Annotated in this window: 13 protein-coding genes and 2 tRNA genes; 8 read left to right on the forward strand and 7 right to left on the reverse strand. The window is 56.7% G+C overall.

What is annotated here, in order from left to right; genetic code table 11:
* Positions 1-83 precede the first annotated feature (83 nt).
* Positions 84-467 carry a hypothetical protein gene (locus BZG29_RS06690; RefSeq protein ID WP_077400334.1) on the forward strand — a complete coding sequence of 128 codons (384 nt, stop codon included), beginning with the start codon at positions 84-86 and terminating at the stop codon, positions 465-467.
* A 496-nt stretch (positions 468-963) separates the two neighbouring features.
* Here BZG29_RS06690 and BZG29_RS06700 read toward each other — a convergent pair whose 3' ends face one another.
* From BZG29_RS06700 to BZG29_RS06710, 3 genes are all read right to left on the reverse strand, one after another.
* Positions 964-1,413 (reverse strand): hypothetical protein, encoded by a 450-nt coding sequence (locus tag BZG29_RS06700; protein WP_035825219.1) that lies wholly within the window; start codon positions 1,411-1,413, stop codon positions 964-966.
* Between the two features lie 255 nt (positions 1,414-1,668).
* Positions 1,669-2,328 (reverse strand): PEP-CTERM sorting domain-containing protein, encoded by a 660-nt coding sequence (locus BZG29_RS06705; protein ID WP_077408995.1) that lies wholly within the window; start codon positions 2,326-2,328, stop codon positions 1,669-1,671.
* 326 nt (positions 2,329-2,654) lie between these two features.
* The gene (locus BZG29_RS06710; RefSeq protein WP_077400340.1) at positions 2,655-4,760 is read right to left on the reverse strand and encodes a TonB-dependent siderophore receptor; all 2,106 of its coding nucleotides are present in this window, start codon (positions 4,758-4,760) and stop codon (positions 2,655-2,657) included.
* Positions 4,761-5,049: 289 nt separating this feature from the next.
* On the opposite strand from BZG29_RS06710, the gene BZG29_RS06715 reads away from it, so the two are divergent.
* Together BZG29_RS06715 and BZG29_RS06720 are read left to right on the forward strand one after the other, a co-directional pair.
* On the forward strand, positions 5,050-5,496 hold the full coding sequence (locus BZG29_RS06715; protein ID WP_077400343.1) for a response regulator: 447 nt from the start codon (positions 5,050-5,052) through the stop codon (positions 5,494-5,496).
* 5 nt (positions 5,497-5,501) lie between these two features.
* Complete coding sequence (locus tag BZG29_RS06720) at positions 5,502-6,308, forward strand: hypothetical protein (protein ID WP_150130814.1); 807 nt, start codon at positions 5,502-5,504, stop codon at positions 6,306-6,308.
* 95 nt (positions 6,309-6,403) lie between these two features.
* Here the strand turns inward: BZG29_RS06720 and BZG29_RS06725 are convergent.
* From BZG29_RS06725 to BZG29_RS06740, 4 genes are all read right to left on the reverse strand, one after another.
* Positions 6,404-6,479, reverse strand: a tRNA-His gene (locus BZG29_RS06725).
* Between the two features lie 142 nt (positions 6,480-6,621).
* Positions 6,622-7,467, reverse strand: a complete 846-nt coding sequence (murI, locus tag BZG29_RS06730; RefSeq protein WP_077400349.1) for a glutamate racemase — start codon at positions 7,465-7,467, stop codon at positions 6,622-6,624.
* A gap of 66 nt (positions 7,468-7,533) precedes the next feature.
* Positions 7,534-9,075 (reverse strand): fumarate hydratase, encoded by a 1,542-nt coding sequence (locus BZG29_RS06735; protein WP_077400352.1) that lies wholly within the window; start codon positions 9,073-9,075, stop codon positions 7,534-7,536.
* A 105-nt stretch (positions 9,076-9,180) separates the two neighbouring features.
* On the reverse strand, positions 9,181-9,795 hold the full coding sequence (locus BZG29_RS06740) for a YqhA family protein (protein WP_077400355.1): 615 nt from the start codon (positions 9,793-9,795) through the stop codon (positions 9,181-9,183).
* Positions 9,796-10,103: 308 nt separating this feature from the next.
* Between BZG29_RS06740 and acs the strand changes: the two genes are divergently transcribed.
* From acs to BZG29_RS06760, 5 genes are all read left to right on the forward strand, one after another.
* Positions 10,104-12,110, forward strand: a complete 2,007-nt coding sequence (acs, locus tag BZG29_RS06745) for an acetate--CoA ligase (protein ID WP_077400358.1) — start codon at positions 10,104-10,106, stop codon at positions 12,108-12,110.
* Positions 12,111-12,294: 184 nt separating this feature from the next.
* Positions 12,295-12,385 (forward strand) — tRNA-Ser (locus BZG29_RS06750).
* A gap of 261 nt (positions 12,386-12,646) precedes the next feature.
* Positions 12,647-13,051 (forward strand): transposase, encoded by a 405-nt coding sequence (locus BZG29_RS06755; RefSeq protein WP_253192806.1) that lies wholly within the window; start codon positions 12,647-12,649, stop codon positions 13,049-13,051.
* A gap of 59 nt (positions 13,052-13,110) precedes the next feature.
* Positions 13,111-16,626, forward strand: coding sequence for an NACHT domain-containing NTPase (locus BZG29_RS27655; protein WP_150130815.1), 3,516 nt, complete (start codon positions 13,111-13,113; stop codon positions 16,624-16,626).
* A gap of 1,045 nt (positions 16,627-17,671) precedes the next feature.
* Positions 17,672-18,058 carry a BPSL0067 family protein gene (locus tag BZG29_RS06760; RefSeq protein ID WP_077400361.1) on the forward strand — a complete coding sequence of 129 codons (387 nt, stop codon included), beginning with the start codon at positions 17,672-17,674 and terminating at the stop codon, positions 18,056-18,058.
* The last annotated feature ends 9 nt before the right edge of the window (positions 18,059-18,067 follow it).

The raw sequence follows: 18,067 nt of genomic DNA on the forward strand, positions 1-18,067 counted from the left end.
AAAAGCACAGCAAAGCGCGGCGTAATTTCTTATAGTACTTAATTAAGGTAGTACACCAGTATTGGTACCCGAGGAGAATTGCAATGAAAACCCTGTTGGCAGTAATTTCGCTGGCCGCCCTGGGGGGCTGCGTCGTGGCGCCGCCTGGTCCCGCGTATTACGGTTCGCGCGCGCCGCAGGGGGCTTACAATCCCTATGAATGGCATACGGTCTCGTCCGAGCCGGTGCAGTCATCGCGCGTGGTGAGCGCGCCGCGCGTGGAGTACACGAATGAACCCGTGTATGTGCAGCAGCAGCCGGTGTACGTGCAACAGCCCGTGTATGTGCCGGCGCCCGTGTACGCGCCGCAACCGTATTATTACAATCCGCCCGTATCGATCGGGCTGGACTTCGTGTTTGGCTTTGGGCGCTACGGTGGACACCGCGGCGGCTGGGGCGGGCACGGACGCTACTACGGCCGCCGCTAGTCAACATCCCACCAAATTTACTGCGCGTCGCGATTCATTGCCGCTCGCTACAATTTGGTGAGAATTGTGACGTAATATGAGCTCAGTGGAAATACACGGAACTCTGGTGCAGCACGTCCGCCGAGCACAGGATGTACATCGCCGCCGCTGCCAGACCTATTTGCAAGGCGCCAAAGCTGATCGGGATGAGGCGGGACATGTCGTACTCCTGAGTAGTGTGAGGTGTGGTCAGGCTTTCATCATAGGATGACTCGATGCCTTTGGGCATCGGATGAATGTCCGCCACGATGTAGGACAACACCTCGTGCCTGGCGCCCCGCCTCGCTCTCCGGCCGCCTGAGTAACCCCCAATAAATTATTCCGATTTCTGACTTCTATAACCGGCGCTCTGCGGTGTTGCCCACTGCTAGCGGTGCTCGCACTGCGTCGCAGCGGGCGCCTTGCATAGCACCCGGTTCTGTTCGTCATAACTTCACAATAATTTCCTGAGGATTACTTAGCGGTTTTTCCAGCGCACTACAGGCTCTTCCGGCGCCGTGTCCGGCACGTTCGAGATCGCCAGCCAGTGCGTCAGACGTTCCGGATGCTTGAGATTGATGCCCATGCCATCGATGATGCCGACCTGTTCCAGCATGCGCGCGTCGATTTTCGCCTTCGACACCGTGGGCGCGCCCATGACCATGCGGTCATACGCCTTGCGCGCCTTGTGTTCCCACTTGTGCAGATTGCTTTCATCGAAACGGTTCGCTTCGAAATACACGGTCAGGGTGCCATCGAGGTTGCCGAAGCCGACAATGCCCGCGCCCTTGCGGATGGTGGTGGTGTTGTCGATGTCAAATTCTGCCGTGGGCACGAAAATGCCGGCGCGGCCATCGATGTCGGGACGTCCCACGGGCGTTTCCTTGCCGTAGGAACTCGTTTCTGTAATGGTTTTTTCTGCAGACATGGTGCGTGTGGTGGCCGTGCCGGGAGCGCGATCGGGCCCGGCAGCGCCAGTCATCCTGTTCAAAAAATGCGTGCTGATGATCAGGGCGGGGTAGTGGCCCTGGCGGAGCGATGCTTGGCATTGCTTGATACCCCGCTATTGTAGCGTCAATTTAATTCTTTTTGGCAACATTTCCTGAGGTTATGCTCCCGTTTTGGCCATAAAAAAAGCCGCCCGGCCTGGTGGCGGAGCGGCTGTTGCACGACGACTTCAGACTCAGGCGGCAGTCTTGCGGCGTGCCATGAAACCCAGCAAGCCCAGGCCCAGCATCATCATGGCGTAGCTTTCCGGTTCCGGCACGGCCGTCGTCACCGAGACGTTGTCCAGGTAGGAACCATAGGTTGGCGCGGAGGCCGGGCCGATCGATTCGAAGCGCAGCAAGGTGGACGAGCCGAGCGCGGTCACGTTCTGGCTGTAGGTTTGCCACACGCCGGTGGTGTTGCCGACCAGGGCCGTTGGCGTCAGCAGGGTCGAACCCCAGTAGACGTTCATCAGGCTGCTTGCGCCGCCTGGCGTATTCGGGCGGCCCGAGTAGGCAAACGACAGCGCATACGTGCCGCCGGCTGTGGTAGCGAGCGATTGCGACACGGACGTCAGGCGCTCGGCGTTGAGTTCCAGGTATTGCGTGCCGGCGGCAGCGACGGGGTTGAAGCCGCTCTGGCCGCCTTGCGTGGCGCCCTTCTGGATTTCAAAGGCCGTATTGCCGCTGACGGACGAGGTCCAGCCCGTCACGGCGCTCAATTGCGCGAATGGGGTGGTGATGGCATTGCTTTCGAAGCTGCCGTTGACGACCAGTTCGGTCGCGGCGTTGGCGCCGCCGGCAGTGATCAGGGAGGCCAGCGCGGCGATCTTGAAGAGGGTAGCAGGCATTTTCATGTGGGTCCGTTATATTATTTAAAAGTTAATTTCATTTCCTAAATGACATTTAAAGAATATCACTAAAACTCACGAAAAAAACTGCTACGCGATAAAAATATTTGTAATTGTGAAATCATTTGTGTTCAAAATTGCATTAATTTCCATGGTGAATCAATTGCAGTGCTGCCGCAAGGTGAGCGCGGCCCTGAGGCTGCTTGCCGCGGAGTATTTTTGTGACATCGGGGCGTAAAAAAACCTGCATCGAAACAACAACGATGCAGGTTTTTGCGTGCCGCCCGCGTGCGCGTCCGGCTATTGATGCCGTAGCCGGGACGTGCGGGGGACTAGAACGCCAGGCGGCCCTGCAGGTAGACCATGCGCGGCGCGCCCACCAGCTTGCCCAGGTTGCCGTCCGAGGTGCGCGTGAAGTAGCGCTTGTCGGCGAGGTTGTTGACGCCGGCGACCAGTTCCAGGCCCTTCTGGCCCGGCACTGTCCATTTCACTTGCGCGTTCCAGGTGCGGAAGCCTGGAATGACGCCCAGGTTGCCGGCCGGATTTTCCGCCACGGTATTCGCCTCGTCGGCGAACTGGCGGCTCTGGTGGCTGCTCGACAGATCAACACCCCACGCGCCCAGCTGGTAGTGGGCGCCGACGGTGTCCGTGGTGCGCGAATAGAAGGGCACGTCATTGCCCGCGTTCGCGCCATCCTGCAAGGTTGCCTTGGTGTAGGTATAGGTGGCGTAGGCATTCAAGCCGGCCAGCGGGCCGGACTGGTCGAAGTGGTAGTCGACGGCCGTTTCCAGGCCCCGGTGGTGCGTGGCGCCCACGTTGTAGAAGACGACGTTCTCGCCGCTGCCGACGGACTGGATCTGGTTGTCGAACTTGATGTTGAACAAGGTCGCCTCGGCCGACAGCTGGCCGCTCTTCCAGCGCGCGCCCAGCTCGGCGGTTTTCGCCAGTTCCGGCTGCAGCGGGTTCTTGCTCGACTGCGCATTGAGCTGCGTATTCTGCACGGCGCCAAACGAGCTGTTGTAGTTGCCGAACAGGGTCACGTTGTTGCTCAGCAAGTAGGCCACGTTCAGCGAGGGCAGGGCCTTGTTGTTGAGCAACTCGATCTTCTGGTCGACCGGCAAGTGGTTGAAGCGTTCCGTCTTGATGTGTTCGTAGCGCACGCCGGGCGTGATGCGCCAGGCGTCGATGGCGATCTTGTCGTCGATATACACGGCTTGCGCATCGGTGGCGTTGTCGGCGAAGCGCGTCGGCGCCTGCCGCACGCCGCTGGCGATGACGACGTTGTAGATGGTTTCATCGGCCCGTTCGGCCAGGTAGCGGTAGCCGACGGTGACGTCCTGCGACACCTTGCCGGTCGTGAAGCGCTGCGTGTAGCGCGGCTCGATGGCCGTCGTTTCATAGTTGCGCGGCTGGTGGCCCAGGTTTTTTCCGCTGATCAAGGTGCTTTCGCGCGAGCTCTTGTTGTAATAGGCGCGCACCTCGAATTCTTGCGTGCCGGAAATGGCATTCAGGTAGCCGATGTCGAAGGCCTTGCGCTCGCCGCTCCAGAAGTCGGTGGGGCGCGTGTTCTGGAACGGGTCGGCCTTGTATTGCGCGGCAGTCAGGCCGCCCGGCGTGCGCGACGTCACATCATAGTAGGACAGCTTGGCGTACACCTCGGCCGTCGGACTCAGGTCGTAGCGGAATTTGAGGGCGAAGTCGTTGACCTTCTCATCGCTGCCCACGCGCCAGTCGCTGCCGCGGATGCCCGAGTACAGCACCGCCAGGCCCAGGCCGCTGTCGAGCTGGGTGCCGGCAAACACGCTGGCCTGGGTGTTGTGGCCCACTTCGCTGTACGAGTTGTAGCGCACGGTGGCGTCGCCCGTGATGCCAGGCGTGGTGGGCACGCGGCGCGTCTTGAAGTTGATGATGCCGCCCACGTTTTGCGGGCCGAAGCGCACGGCGCCGCCGCCGCGCACCACGTCGACCGTCTCGACATTGGCCAGGCTGACGGGCGCGAACGACAGTTGCGGCTGGCCATACGGCGCGACCGACATCGGGATGCCATCGAGTAACACCGTGCTGCGCGGCGAATAGCGCCCGGCCAGGCCCCGCACGCCGATATTGAGCGAGATGGCGCTGCCGGCGCTGCCAGAGTTGTCGCTGATCTGCACGCCGGGAATGCGGCGCATCACGTCGCTGAGGCTGGTCGCGCCCGAGTTTTCGATGTCATCCTTTTGTACTACCGTGCGTGCGCCCGCGAAATTCTTCGTGCTGGCGGCCATGCTCGTGCCCAGCAGATTGCTGCTGACCTGGATCGATTCCAGGATGGGACCGGCATTCTCGGCGCTGTTGGCCTCCTGTGCCTGCGCGGCAAGCGGGGCGCCCAGGCAGGCGAGGGCGATGGCCAGCGCGCACGGGCGCAGGGAAAACGGCAGGGTAAAAGGTGTGGCGGCCATGCATGGATCTCCGTAGGGACAATGGTTGCGCGGGCATTTTTGGCGGCGCGACAACATCGTGGCGTGGGCATCCTGCGCAAGGGGATGATAATGATAATGATTCTCATTTTATCCGTCAATTGCGAATATTGCGTAGTGGCGGTATGCCTGCCCGCAGGGTGGGGAAGTGTTGCTGGCGCGGTACAGCGGGCGGCCTTGATTGCCACTTGGCACCAGTGCTCGGGTGCGGCGGCATTGTGCGCGCTTCTTGTATACTCCCGCTTTTGCAGCCGTCAGACGTGAACGTACAATGAGCCAGACAACTGAAACGACACCAGGCAATCCCCCCGTGGAGCGCCGCCAGGGCGACCAGCCGGCAAGTGCTGCGCGCAAATTGAATCTGCTGGTGGTCGACGACAACCAGGAAGTGGGCGAATCGCTGGCCATGCTGCTCGAAGCGCTGGGCCACCACGCCGTGGTGGTGCGCAACTGGCAGATGGCCGTCGAACAAGTCAAGCTGTGCGTGCCCGACGCCGTCTACCTCGACATCGAAATGCCCGGCATCAGCGGCATCGAAATCGGCCGCCGCCTGCACCACAACCCCGAAACGGCCAACGCCGTGCTGATCGCCGTCACCGGCCACAGCCTGCCCATGTACATGGACGACGCGCTGGCCGTGGGCTTCCGCCACTTCCTCGTGAAACCCGTGCGCCTGGAAGACCTGGCCACGACGGTGCAGTCGGTGCTGGTGGGCTGAAATGTGTGCTATGGTTTGCGGCCCATCCCCGGGCATCCGGATACAGGCACGCAATGACCATGCATTCCCCGCAGCAAGCTGCAAGCACCGACCTGGCCAGCCGCTATCTGGGCGTACTGGCCGATTTTGATACGGCCTTGCTGGACCGTCATGCGCCGCATGCCGATGCGGAAAAGCTTTCCGGCCTCTTCCTTCCCAGCGTGCCGCCCAACTGGCTTGGCGCCCGGCCGCGCATCATGATCGTGGGCTGCGAAACGCGGCAATGGAATGTGCTGCAGGCAGGCGAGCGTTTTAGTTCGCTCGAGTACTATGTCGAGCGGTCCATGGCCGTGCATCAAGATTATTTTGCGCAGCAATTGTCACGCTCGGATATCCAGGGCCGCGCCTTCCATAATTTTACGCGCGCCGTTGCACAGCGCTCCGGCAGCAATGGCTTGATCTACGCCAACCTGTTGTGCATGGCGTGGAAGCGTGGCAGCCCCGTTCGGTGCGATCACTTTGAGGTGATCAAACGCTATTCCAAACTGTTGTTGGACGTGCAAATCGATTTCTTCCAGCCCGAGATCATCATCTTTGCCAACGGCAGTGCTACGGCCGGACACCGGCGCGACTTCTTTCCGCTGGCCCGCGATGCGCAGGGCAAGGCGCTGGGCTGCGATTATGTTGAGGATGGCATACCGAATGCGCAATTGTGGCAGTTCCCGCTGGGCCACAGGACGTGCTACCGCATTCAGCATCCTTCGTCGCGTTCGCCTGATTCCGCCAGTGCGCGCCGGTTCTTGTTGGGATTGCTACCGCACAAGGCGGAGTGAAGCGGCCGATGGCGCCGTTTTTATTTATGGCTGGCGGAAATGAAAAAAGGGTTACAAGCCGAAGCATGTAACCCTTTGATTTGCCGCTAATTCTGTGGGGTGGCTGATGGGGCTCGAACCCACGACAACAGGAATCACAATCCTGGACTCTACCAACTGAGCTACAGCCACCACTGTCTTACTTACCTGTTTAGCTGTTTTGCTGAACAGGTGCCGAATTATACAAAGAACTCGGCAAAGTGGCAAATCTAAATGCAGTCTTTTTGAAAGAATCGAAAGATTGCATGAAAACGCTCGCTTTTGCCCGCACCGTTCACACGGACAGGTGCGCGACGGGCGGTTGCAAGTCCAGCAAACCGGCGAAGGCTTGCGCCAGGGATTCGACCTTGGCCGTCGTGTAGCCCTGCAGCCGCGGCGCGTCGTTATTGATGCGGCGCAAGCTGGCCGCGTCGAGCAGGCGGGCCAGCTGGCGCGCCACGGCGTCGCCCGTGTCCACCAGGGTGATCGTTTCCTGCGTATGCGCGCGCACCGTGCGTTCGATGGCGTCCTGCACGAACGGGTAGTGCGTGCAGCCGAGCACGAGGGTATCGACGCCCTGTTCCAGCATGGGGGCGATGTAGCGTTCCAGCATGGCGCCTGTGGCGTCGGCCGGGTCGTGGCCCAGCTCGCACTGCTCGATGCGGTCGGCCAGGCCAATGCAGGGTTGCAAGATGAACGTGGCGCCCGTGGCGGCGCTCACCTGCTCGCGCAAGGCCAGCAGTTTGTCGCCGCGCAAGGCGCGTTCCGTGGCCAGCACGGCGATCTTGCCGTTGCGGCTGATGCTTGCCGCCGGTTTCAATCCAGGTTCGACGCCGACGATGGGCAGGTCGGGGTAGCGCGCGCGCAGCGCCTTGATGGCGGCGATGGTGGCCGTGTTGCAGGCCACGACCAGCGCCTTCGCGCCTTGCTGCAATAAAAAGGCGGTGATCGCCAGCGAACGGTCGATCACTTGCTGTTCCGTCTTGTCGCCATACGGGGCATAGCCGGAATCGGCAAAGTAAATCAGGTCTTCCTGCGGCAGCTGCGCGCGGATATGGCGCAGTACCGACAGGCCGCCCACGCCGGAGTCAAAGATGCCGATGGGGGCGTCCGGGCGGGCATTGCTTGCAATAGAAGTCATATAAAGCCGAAGAAGATAAAAAAACGCCGCGCTGTGTTGCCGCGCGGCGTTAATGGTAGTGCTTGTTTAAGCGATCGTCACGGGAATCTTGCTGACGCTATTGAGTTGCTCGATCTTCGCCTGCCACTCTTTCGGGCCCGTGTTGTGCACGGAGGTGCCTTTCGAGTCCACGGCCACCGTCACCGGCATGTCGACGACGTCGAATTCGTAGATGGCTTCCATGCCCATGTCGGCAAAGCCCAGCACTTTCGCGCCCTTGATGGCTTTCGACACCAGGTAGGCTGAACCGCCCACGGCCATCAGGTAGGCCGACTGGTGTTTCTGGATCGATTCGATGGCGACCGGACCCCGTTCGGCCTTGCCGATCATGGCGATCAAGCCCGTCTGTTCCAGCATCATGTCGGTGAACTTGTCCATGCGGGTGGCGGTCGTCGGGCCGGCCGGGCCGACCACTTCGTCGCGCACCGGGTCGACCGGGCCGACGTAATAAATCACGCGGTTCTTGAAGTCGACCGGCAACTCTTCGCCCTTGGCCAGCATGTCCTGGATGCGCTTGTGCGCGGCGTCGCGGCCCGTCAGCATCTTGCCGTTCAACAGCAAGGTCTGGCCCGGCGTCCACGAAGCGACTTCTTCCTTCGTCAGGGTGTTCAGGTCGACGCGCTTGGATTTTTCCGTGTCCGGCGTCCAGTGCACTTCCGGCCACGACGACAGCGATGGCGGTTCCATGTAGGCAGGGCCCGAGCCGTCGAGCACGAAGTGGCCGTGGCGCGTGGCAGCGCAGTTCGGGATCATGGCGACAGGCTTCGACGCGGCGTGCGTCGGGTGCATCATGATTTTCACGTCGAGCACGGTCGTCAGGCCGCCCAGGCCTTGCGCGCCGATGCCCAGCGAGTTGATCTTGTCGCACAGCTCGATACGCAATTCTTCCAGTTTATTTTGCGGGCCGCGTTGTTTCAGCTCAAACATGTCGATGTCTTCCATCAACACCTCTTTTGCCATCAGCATGGCTTTTTCGGCCGTGCCGCCGATGCCGATGCCCAGCATGCCAGGCGGGCACCAGCCGGCGCCCATGGTCGGCACGGTCTTCATGACCCAGTCCACCAGCGAGTCGGATGGGTTCATCATGATCATCTTCGACTTGTTTTCCGAACCGCCGCCCTTGGCAGCCACTTTTACGTCGACGGTATTGCCTTCAACCAATTCCATGTGCACGACGGCTGGCGTATTGTCCTTGGTGTTCTTGCGGTCGAAATGCGGGTCGGCCACGATGGAGGCGCGCAGCTTGTTGTCGTCGAAGTTGTACGCGCGGCGCACGCCTTCGTTGACGGCGTCGGTAACCGTGCCGCTGAAACCTTCGAAGCGCACGCCCATGCCGATTTTCAGGAAGACGTTGACGATACCCGTGTCCTGGCAGATAGGACGCTTGCCTTCCGCGCACATGCGCGAATTGGTCAGGATTTGCGCGATCGCATCTTTTGCCGCCGGGCTTTGCTCGGCCGCATAGGCGCGCGCCAGATGTTCGATGTAATCAGCAGGGTGGTAGTAGCTAATGTACTGCAACGCTGCGGCGACGGATTCGATCAGGTCTTCTTGCTTTATGACAGTCATGGTGTTCTCGCGGTAGATAAGAAGGGTAAGACTCTTTACTAATACTAGTTACTGCATTGGAATGACAAAGCCCATGGCCGCTGCTGGCAGTCATGGGCTTTGAGTTTAATGCGGTCGTGCCTGGTTCTGGGTCACTGTCATGATGCGGTCGGTGTACGCGATCGCCATGGCGGAAATGATGAAGACCATGTGGATCACCGTCTGCGCGATGATCACTTCCATCTTGTAGGAATTGGCGTTGATGAAAGTCTTCAGCAGGTGGATGGACGAGATGCCGATGATGGCCATCGCCAATTTCGTCTTCAGCACGGAAGCATTTACATGCGACAACCATTCCGGCTGGTCTGGGTGGTCATCGAGGTGCATGCGCGAAACGAAGGTTTCGTAGCCGCCAATAATGACCATGATCAACAGGTTCGAAATCATGACCACGTCGATCAGGCCTAATACCACCAGCATGATGGTCGCTTCGTTCAGCTTGGTCGGCAGGGCGCTGCCGGGCACGGCGACGGCCGTCAGTACGTGCTGCAGGGCTGCATCATTGCCGAACACGGCGCCGATCAGGTCGGATAATTCCACCCAGAAATGGAAGACATACACGCATTGTGCGAGGATCAGGCCCAGGTACAGCGGCAACTGCAGCCAGCGCGACATGAAGATGAAGGCGGACAATGGATGCAGCTTGGTATGTTTGGCAGACGGTGGTAGGTGGTCGATCATGTGGGGGTTCCTGGGGGAGTAAATACCAATTTTTGGCATGCCCGACATTTTACACTTGCTGTCGATTACTGCGCATGGCCTTGCTCTGTATTATTGGGTTTGATGAAACACAAAGTGGTATTGAAGCTTCGGCGCGCCAGGCATTTTCCCAGTGAAAATACTGTACCGCGTCCCCTTGACGCCCATCGCCGAAGGCGCTTATGGTTAGCCTTGACAGAGGAAAACGCTGCAGAAAATGCGCAATGTAAGGCGTCCGTAAGACATGGCGCTTATCGTGTTAGCAAACAATTACTACACTGGAGACAAGCATGGCCGCTACAGAAAACCAAGGACAGGGCACGCAGCAGCAAGGACCAGAAGAGTCGCGCGTATTTGAACCATCGGCGGCCTTTGCCGCACAAGCCACCATTTCCGGCATGGCCGCGTACCACGCCATGGTGAAAGAGGCGGAAACCGACTACGAAGGCTTCTGGGCCAGGCTGGCGCGCGAAAACCTGAGCTGGAAAAAGCCGTTCACCCGCACCCTGAATGAAGACAATGCCCCGTTCTACAAATGGTTCGAAGACGGTCAGCTGAACGTGTCGTACAACTGCCTCGACCGCAATATCGAAAACGGCCTGGGCGACAAGACGGCGATCATCTTCGAAGCGGACGACGGATCCGTTACCAAGGCAACCTATAAAGAACTGCACGAAAAAGTCTGCAAGTTCGCCAACGGCCTGAAATCCAAGGGCATCGCCAAGGGCGACCGCGTCATCATCTATATGTCGATGTCCGTCGAAGGCGTTGCCGCCATGCAAGCCTGCGCGCGCATCGGCGCCACCCATTCCGTCGTGTTCGGCGGCTTTTCCGCGAAATCCTTGCAGGAACGCATCATCGACGCGGGCGCCGTGGCCGTCATCACGGGCGACGAGCAATTGCGCGGCGGCAAGAAGCTGCCATTGAAATCCATCGTCGACGAAGCGCTGGCGCTGGGCGGCTGCGATACCGTGAAAAACGTCATCGTCTACAAGCGCACGGGCAGCGACTTGCCGATGGTGGCAGGCCGTGACACGTGGCTGCACGACCTGGTCGAAGGCCAGTCGGCGCAATGCGAACCGGAATGGGTCGATGCCGAGCATCCATTGTTCATCTTGTACACCTCCGGTTCGACGGGCACGCCGAAGGGCGTGCAGCATTCGAGCGGCGGCTACCTGCTGTGGGCCGCGCTGACGATGAAGTGGAGTTTCGACATCAAGCCCGACGACGTGTTCTGGTGCACGGCCGACATCGGCTGGGTGACGGGCCACAGCTACATCGCGTACGGCCCGATGGCCGTGGGCGCCACGCAAGTGGTGTTCGAAGGCATCCCGACCTACCCGAACGCGGGCCGTTTCTGGGAAACCATCAAAAAACACAACGTCAGCATCTTCTACACGGCGCCTACGGCCATCCGTTCGCTGATCAAGGCGGCCGACGTGGACCCGAAAGTCCACCCAAGCAACTACGACCTGACCAGCCTGCGTCTGCTGGGCACGGTCGGCGAGCCGATCAATCCGGAAGCGTGGATGTGGTATTACAAGCATATCGGCGGCGAGAAATGCCCGATCGTCGATACCTTCTGGCAAACGGAGACGGGCGGCCACATGATCACGCCGCTGCCGGGCGCCACGCCGATGGTCCCCGGTTCCTGCACCCTGCCATTGCCGGGCATCATGGCCGCCATCGTCGACGAAGCGGGCCAGGACGTGCCGAACGGCCAGGGCGGCATTTTGGTGGTGAAGCGCCCATGGCCATCGATGATCCGCACGATCTGGAACAACCCCGAGCGTTTCAAGTCCAGCTATTTCCCGGAGGAACTGGGCGGCAAGATGTACCTGGCAGGCGACGGCGCCATCCGCAACAAGGATACGGGCTACTTCACCATCACGGGCCGCATCGATGACGTGCTGAACGTGTCGGGCCACCGCATGGGCACGATGGAAATCGAATCGGCCCTGGTCGCCAACCCGCTGGTGGCCGAAGCGGCGGTAGTCGGCCGTCCGGACGACACGACCGGCGAATCGATCTGCGCCTTCGTGGTGCTCAAACAGGCGCGTCCGACGGGCGAGGAAGCGAAGAAGCTGGCCCTGGAGCTGCGTAACTGGGTCGGCAAGGAAATCGGCCCGATCGCGAAACCGAAGGAAATCCGTTTCGGTGACAACCTGCCGAAAACCCGCTCCGGCAAAATCATGCGCCGCCTGCTGCGCGTGCTGGCCAAGGGCGAGACGATCACGCAAGACGTGTCGACCCTGGAAAACCCGGCCATCCTGGAGCAGTTGAAGGAAGCGTCGTAATGAAAGGTCGGTCCCTGCGGTGGCCGACCACGGCCTCTGTTGGGCTGATGCTTGTCGTTGCCAGCTTTAACTTTTACCCCACGGTAAATAACTTTGGCAGTCCGTAGAATCTTTGCTATAATCTGCGGCTTCGCGACAAGCGAGAAATAGTACGCAATGCGAGCAAGTAGACGCATTGCCTGCAGGAGAGGTGGATGAGTGGTTGAAGTCGCACGCCTGGAAAGCGTGTATAGGTTCATAGCCTATCGGGGGTTCGAATCCCCCTCTCTCCGCCATAGACACAAAAACAAAAAGGCCACCTTCGGGTGGCCTTTTTGTTTTTGTGCTCGGCGGAGAGAAGCACGCCCCCTGCGGGGCGTGCGCGGGGGATTCGAAGGGCCGGGCCTACCGGCCCGGCCCTCTCCGAATCGACCAACTGCTGCCGCTGCGCGGCAGCCCCGCGCGCCTTCGTGGTTCTAATTAGGTTCTGACTGAGCCAGCTTCTACGGCGACCAAGGCATCAGTCTGTGTCCGAATGGCGGATATGACCCTCGCTCTTGTCAGCATCCCTGGTGTTGGCATGGCCCAAAGCCGCCAGGATACTTGGCCAGTTAGGTGACATTCGTTGGTTTTGTAACGCCAAGGCATTTGCGGCCATTCTTGGTGTCACTCCTCGTCAGCGCAATTCCGGCATTTCAGTGATGGGGCGCACGATGATCGGTCGTACCGGCAATACCTCGCTGCGCGCCGCGCTTTACATGCTCAGCTTGGTCGCACGCCGCCACAATCCCATTCTTTGCCGTTTTGCCGAACGCTTGTCTGCAACGGGCATGGCGAAAAAAGCCGTGATTGGAGCGATCATGCACAAACTAGCACATCTGATCTATGGTGTGATCCATACTGACAAGCCCTATGATGCGCATTATTTGGCAAAAGGACTTGCCATTCAAGACGGTATCTGACCCTCAGTTGCTCATACAGGCTAAACTATTCACCTAAGAATATAAATCAGGGATACAACATGGCAGAACCAGGCGGACCAACTACCCAATCCGGCATTTATTATCAAAATACAGTCTCCGCGCTTTACCTTGGCGCTCTTCTCGATTCGCCTCACCCGTCTGACGTAGGAACCCGCGTAATCTCGGTTAGAATCGAAGCGCCGGAGGACGTGGATGATACCATTGTGACTTATTCGGATAGCAGTTGCCACTTCATACAAGCAAAAGAAAATTTATCATTAGCGGGTGAGCCGTGGGATAAATTCTGGGCGGCAGCGAAAAGGCAGATTGAAAAGAGTACCAACGAAAGTGATCAAATTAGATTGGTATTGGGGACCTTGGGGGTTAACCTCGAGAACCTTCGCGAAGCACTAGAACGCGCGCAAGGTAAGTTAAGTATGGATGAATGGCTCCGCTCGCTAAATGTTAAGCAGAAAAAAATTGCGGCATCAATTGAAAAGTCTCTAGCTACGTCATCGGATCTGGCCTTTACCGTTATTCGACGTACTCGAGTAGAATTCATAACACTTGACTTGGCAGAGACCAAACTGGCAAAGATTTGGTTACCTGACTCAAGTGAGACGCCAGCGGCACTGCTTGGACGGCTCCGTGACTGTTGCGGCGGGGCTGGTAGAATTCGACAGCAGTTTCATGCTAGCGATTTATCCGAACTTTTATTCGATAAATTTCAAGTTTTCATATTTGGATCGCAGAGCGACGGATTGGAGCGTTATCGCCAGATGCTGGCGTCTAGAGTTAACCATATAAGCGTTCCTGGCACATCAATTTCCTTGGAAGAAGCAAAGTTGATTATTTGGCCTCTTGTAAATATAATTTCCAAAGAAGATTATGGCGACTTTGAAAATGAAGACCCTAGGTCGAGATACCTCGATGGAGGAGATGAAATAGATCTTAAGCAATTTCCAAATGGGAAAAACAAGTTCTTGATACTGGAAAGTGGTGCTGGCCAAGGAAAGTCTACCCTAATTCGCGCGACCGCGCGTCGTTTAGCAACAGAGACGTCCTATGTTCCGGCACTGATTCACGCTGACGCACTGCCGGAACTTGGCACTATATTGGATTTTTTAAATGGGTCCTACAATTTGAGCTACGGTGTAACTATCGATTGGGACCGCCTCTGCGAGCAAGGTCGAGCTGTTATATTGATTGATGGTGTCGATGAAATTGCTGACGATCGCCGAGCAAGGCTGCTTGAAATGCTGGGATTACTTGCTGCCAATTTCAAGGAGGCGCCAATGATGATTGGTGCTCGTGATGCAGCGATCTCAGCATTTGTACCTCACTTCTCTCTATGCCGAGTTCAGCGTCTGAATCGTGTTCAGATGGTGGCAATGTTGACATCATACTTTCGAGCCCGCGGCCAGTTGGACACTCGGGAAGTTATTAGGCATATAGATGGATACCCTGAATTATCCCTATTGTGTCGAATCCCTTTATTTCTCGCAATATTTGTAGCGACGCTTCCCAAATCCGGGGCAATCCCGACAGGGAGAGCGGATTTACTTGAACGATATATTATGCACGTACTCTCACCGGATCGGCACAAGGGGGTACGGAGGAAAAATGTTGCAAAAACCCAGTTACGCAGGGGTGCGGAGGCATTCGCGGCTATGGCCCTCGAACGTAACGAATCAGCGGTCTCTGAATACATAGCGCGGGCGTGCATATGTAACGTACTCGGCGATTCGATTGGTGATGATTGCTTCGATGGGTTGGTTCAGCACGGTTTGTTGGAACTGCGCGGGTCTCGGGTTTCGTTTAGTATCCCCACAATTCAGGAATACTTGGCTGGCTGTACTTTGGCCGACTCTGGTCGGCTAGATGCGACTGATTGGTTATCAAATCTTTATCGGCGTCCTTGGGCTCAGGCGTTTCAGTTCGCTGTTGAGCGAATTGTAAGTGCTGACTCTGTGCTAGCGCAGCAATTGACGCTTGAAGACGACATTTTTTATACTTCGCTTAGACTAACTGCAAGATGCCTTGTCAACGGTGCATCGGTTAGTCCACGCCTGCGCGCTGCAGTTGCGGAACGTTTGGTGAGCGCTTGGATTAGTGCAGGGTATTCTACCTGTGTAAAGATTGGTCAGCTAATCGAAGATGGGTTTTGCGAACCAATGCATATTGGGGTTCGTAGAGCACTTGTCACATCCGAGCGGGTTAGCCTGTCACGACCAGTTATCGTGGCGCGCGCTCGAGAGAGTTCACTAACTCTAGAATGTTTGGCATTTATTTTATCAGGTGATGACATTCGTGAATTATGGAGTCCGGCATGGTTGGATGCGTTGTCTGCAGTACTGCCTAATGCATTGGAAATGCTGCTTAACCGTTCTCGTGAGACAAGACGAGGCAATTATGTTGTCGAGGTAATTGCGTCTGTTATTTATGGACTCCGCAATGAACACTCCATTGACTGGTCAAAAATTTTTGAAGATCATACGTTGCCCGCAGTTATTCGCCTTGCGGCAAAATTTGCAAGCGAAAAATTTGATTTTGTTGGCGATGATGAATTGTTTAGGTGTGCTTTTTTAGAGATCGAATCCAGTACGCTATGGAGTGGTTTTGGTATTGCTTACCTTTCTATTGATGGGTGGAAAGATCATTTGCGAGGCTTATTTTTAGCGCCGCCGGAAGAGCAATCTTTGAACCCATTTTACTTAATTCATGACTTCGACGACGGGTTTCAAAATCAAGTTGAGTTTCTATCGGAAATTGCCCGTGATCCCCGCACCCAGCCAATTCACATTCAACGCCTTCGATTGACACTTGGAGTGTACGGACAGGACGAATTCGCAAGGGCGAGTACCGAATATATTGCTGTAGCGAGTGCACAAGAGGCGATCACATGGAGTCAGTATGCTTGTTATTTCTCCGAGGATATCGCGAGATATGGAGTTGAATTATTGCTGGCGCGAGAATTTTTAGTTTCGGATGGCGTTATGCTTTTGGTAGATTTATATGAGCTTGGCATGAGTCGGCCAGCGAAGAGGCGCGACGGCGCTGCTATTCGCGGTTACTATAGATTGGAAGAGCCAAGTTTTATTGCCAATCTCGTTATTGCTAAGGCTCGAGAATTATTCAATTCGGGAACGCTTAGTATCATTGATAAACGGTCGTTAATAAATTTACTCGCCGAACACGGCGACAGAGAAGATTTAGAGCGACTTCGCGAAGAGATGAATATTTATCTTGACTGTCATCAATTAATTAGTAGCGAAGATTGGAGCCTATGGTTCGCACATGCGATCGGTATCGGAAATAGGATAAAATTGGACATCAGTATTGATCGCTTGTGGCAAATACTTGATAAATCTAATGGGTTGCCTATGCATGAAATTATTAAACACATTGCAAAAAAGTTGGGTTCAGAAAGTTATGAGGCATTGGCAAACTACGTGAATCTATCTCCATATTCAAATGTATGGCAGGCGGTTTATTTTTTCTTGGAAGAAAATGCTGAGCGTAATGGCCTCAAAGTTCAGCGCGTAGAAAATATTCTGACGATTACAAAGTTGTAGATATTAATCTAGACCTAGCGGAACTATAAGTGAAGCTGTTCCCACAGTGTCTTAATTTATGAAAGCACCTACCAAATGCGTTGAAGTCGTCAAAAAAGAGCACCTCAATAAGAATGGCCGAGCGTCACCCTGAGGAGACGCCGCAGCTCTTTGTGGTTATTCTATTCAGGATTAAGACACGGTAGAATTGGGTGATATTTATCGGCGGCGCCATGCCAAACCTCCGTAATTTTCGTCGCGTCGATGCCGAACGCCGTCGCCAGTGCTGGCGGCGGCGGTGACCGACACTGTTTATACTTCCACACCAACGTCCGCATGTTTGAAAATAAAGCAGCTAGGTCTTCGCGAAGTGCGTCAATCTAGGTTTGGCGAAACTCGGAGACTTTGCTCTCTTTTCCTGCAACAAGAATTGTGTATGCGATACCGCCAGCGTCGAGCGCAGCGCGACAGCGCCTAGGGCAGGGTATAGCGTAGGTGTAATTTCAAATGGCATGGAAGCATTAGCAGAGTTGTAAATAATGCATCGCATTCAACTTACAACGGTGCAGGTGGGATTTTTTTCTCAGGTGGCGGAGAGCGCCAGTGTCCTTACCAGATAACGCAACCTACCGGAGCCAGTACAAGTGCCGCTTCGTTCAAATTCATCGACGACTGCGTCGTCTCTACGCCGTCCGGCAGAATCTATAAACCGCCGCGGATTGGTGGCGACCGCTCATCACGTCGCTGGACCTCGGCGCCGTCCAAGGCAGGGCCTTGTTGAGCCGCCTTGATAGGCGTGGGTAATGTCTTCATTAAAAGAAAGAACGCGAGGGCACCTATGGGAGCATATCGGCTTTTTGATGAATCACAATCCAACAATGCCGCTGCCTTTACGAACAATGTGAATCCCCCTCTCCCATTTTTGAGCGGAACTCGGCCCTTCAGCGCAATATCCCAGCCCGCCGCCCCGAGTACCCAATCTCCCCCGCAAACCTTATCCCATCTCAACCCCCTCACAATTTCCCCCATGTATCGTAAGCCTCTCCCATCAACCCCGGAGAGTCCCATGTCCTACACCTACACCAAAGTCACCGACCTGGAAAAAACCGCCATGGTCGGCAATCATCAATGCGTTGCCCTGGTCCGCCACTACGCGGGCGCGCCGGCCACATTGGCCTGGAAGCAGGGGGAGGCAGTGCTGGGAAATCGTTTTCTGCGTAAGGGCACGGCCATTGCCACGTTTATCAATGGGAAGTATGCGAATCATCAACAAGGCAATCGCGCGGCCCTGTATATGGGGCAGGCGCTGGACGGGATCATTGTCATGGATCAGTGGGCGGGCAAGCGCCCGGGCATCGTGACTTCGCGCACCTTGCGTGCCAAAGGCAAGTACAAGAATGGCTTGCATATCGATCCCAGCAACAATGCCGACGCTTTTTTCGTCATCGAATAGGGGAGTGTC

This window comes from Janthinobacterium sp. LM6, from assembly GCF_002002885.1.
Taxonomy (GTDB): Bacteria; Pseudomonadota; Gammaproteobacteria; order Burkholderiales; family Burkholderiaceae_D; genus Janthinobacterium; species Janthinobacterium kumbetense.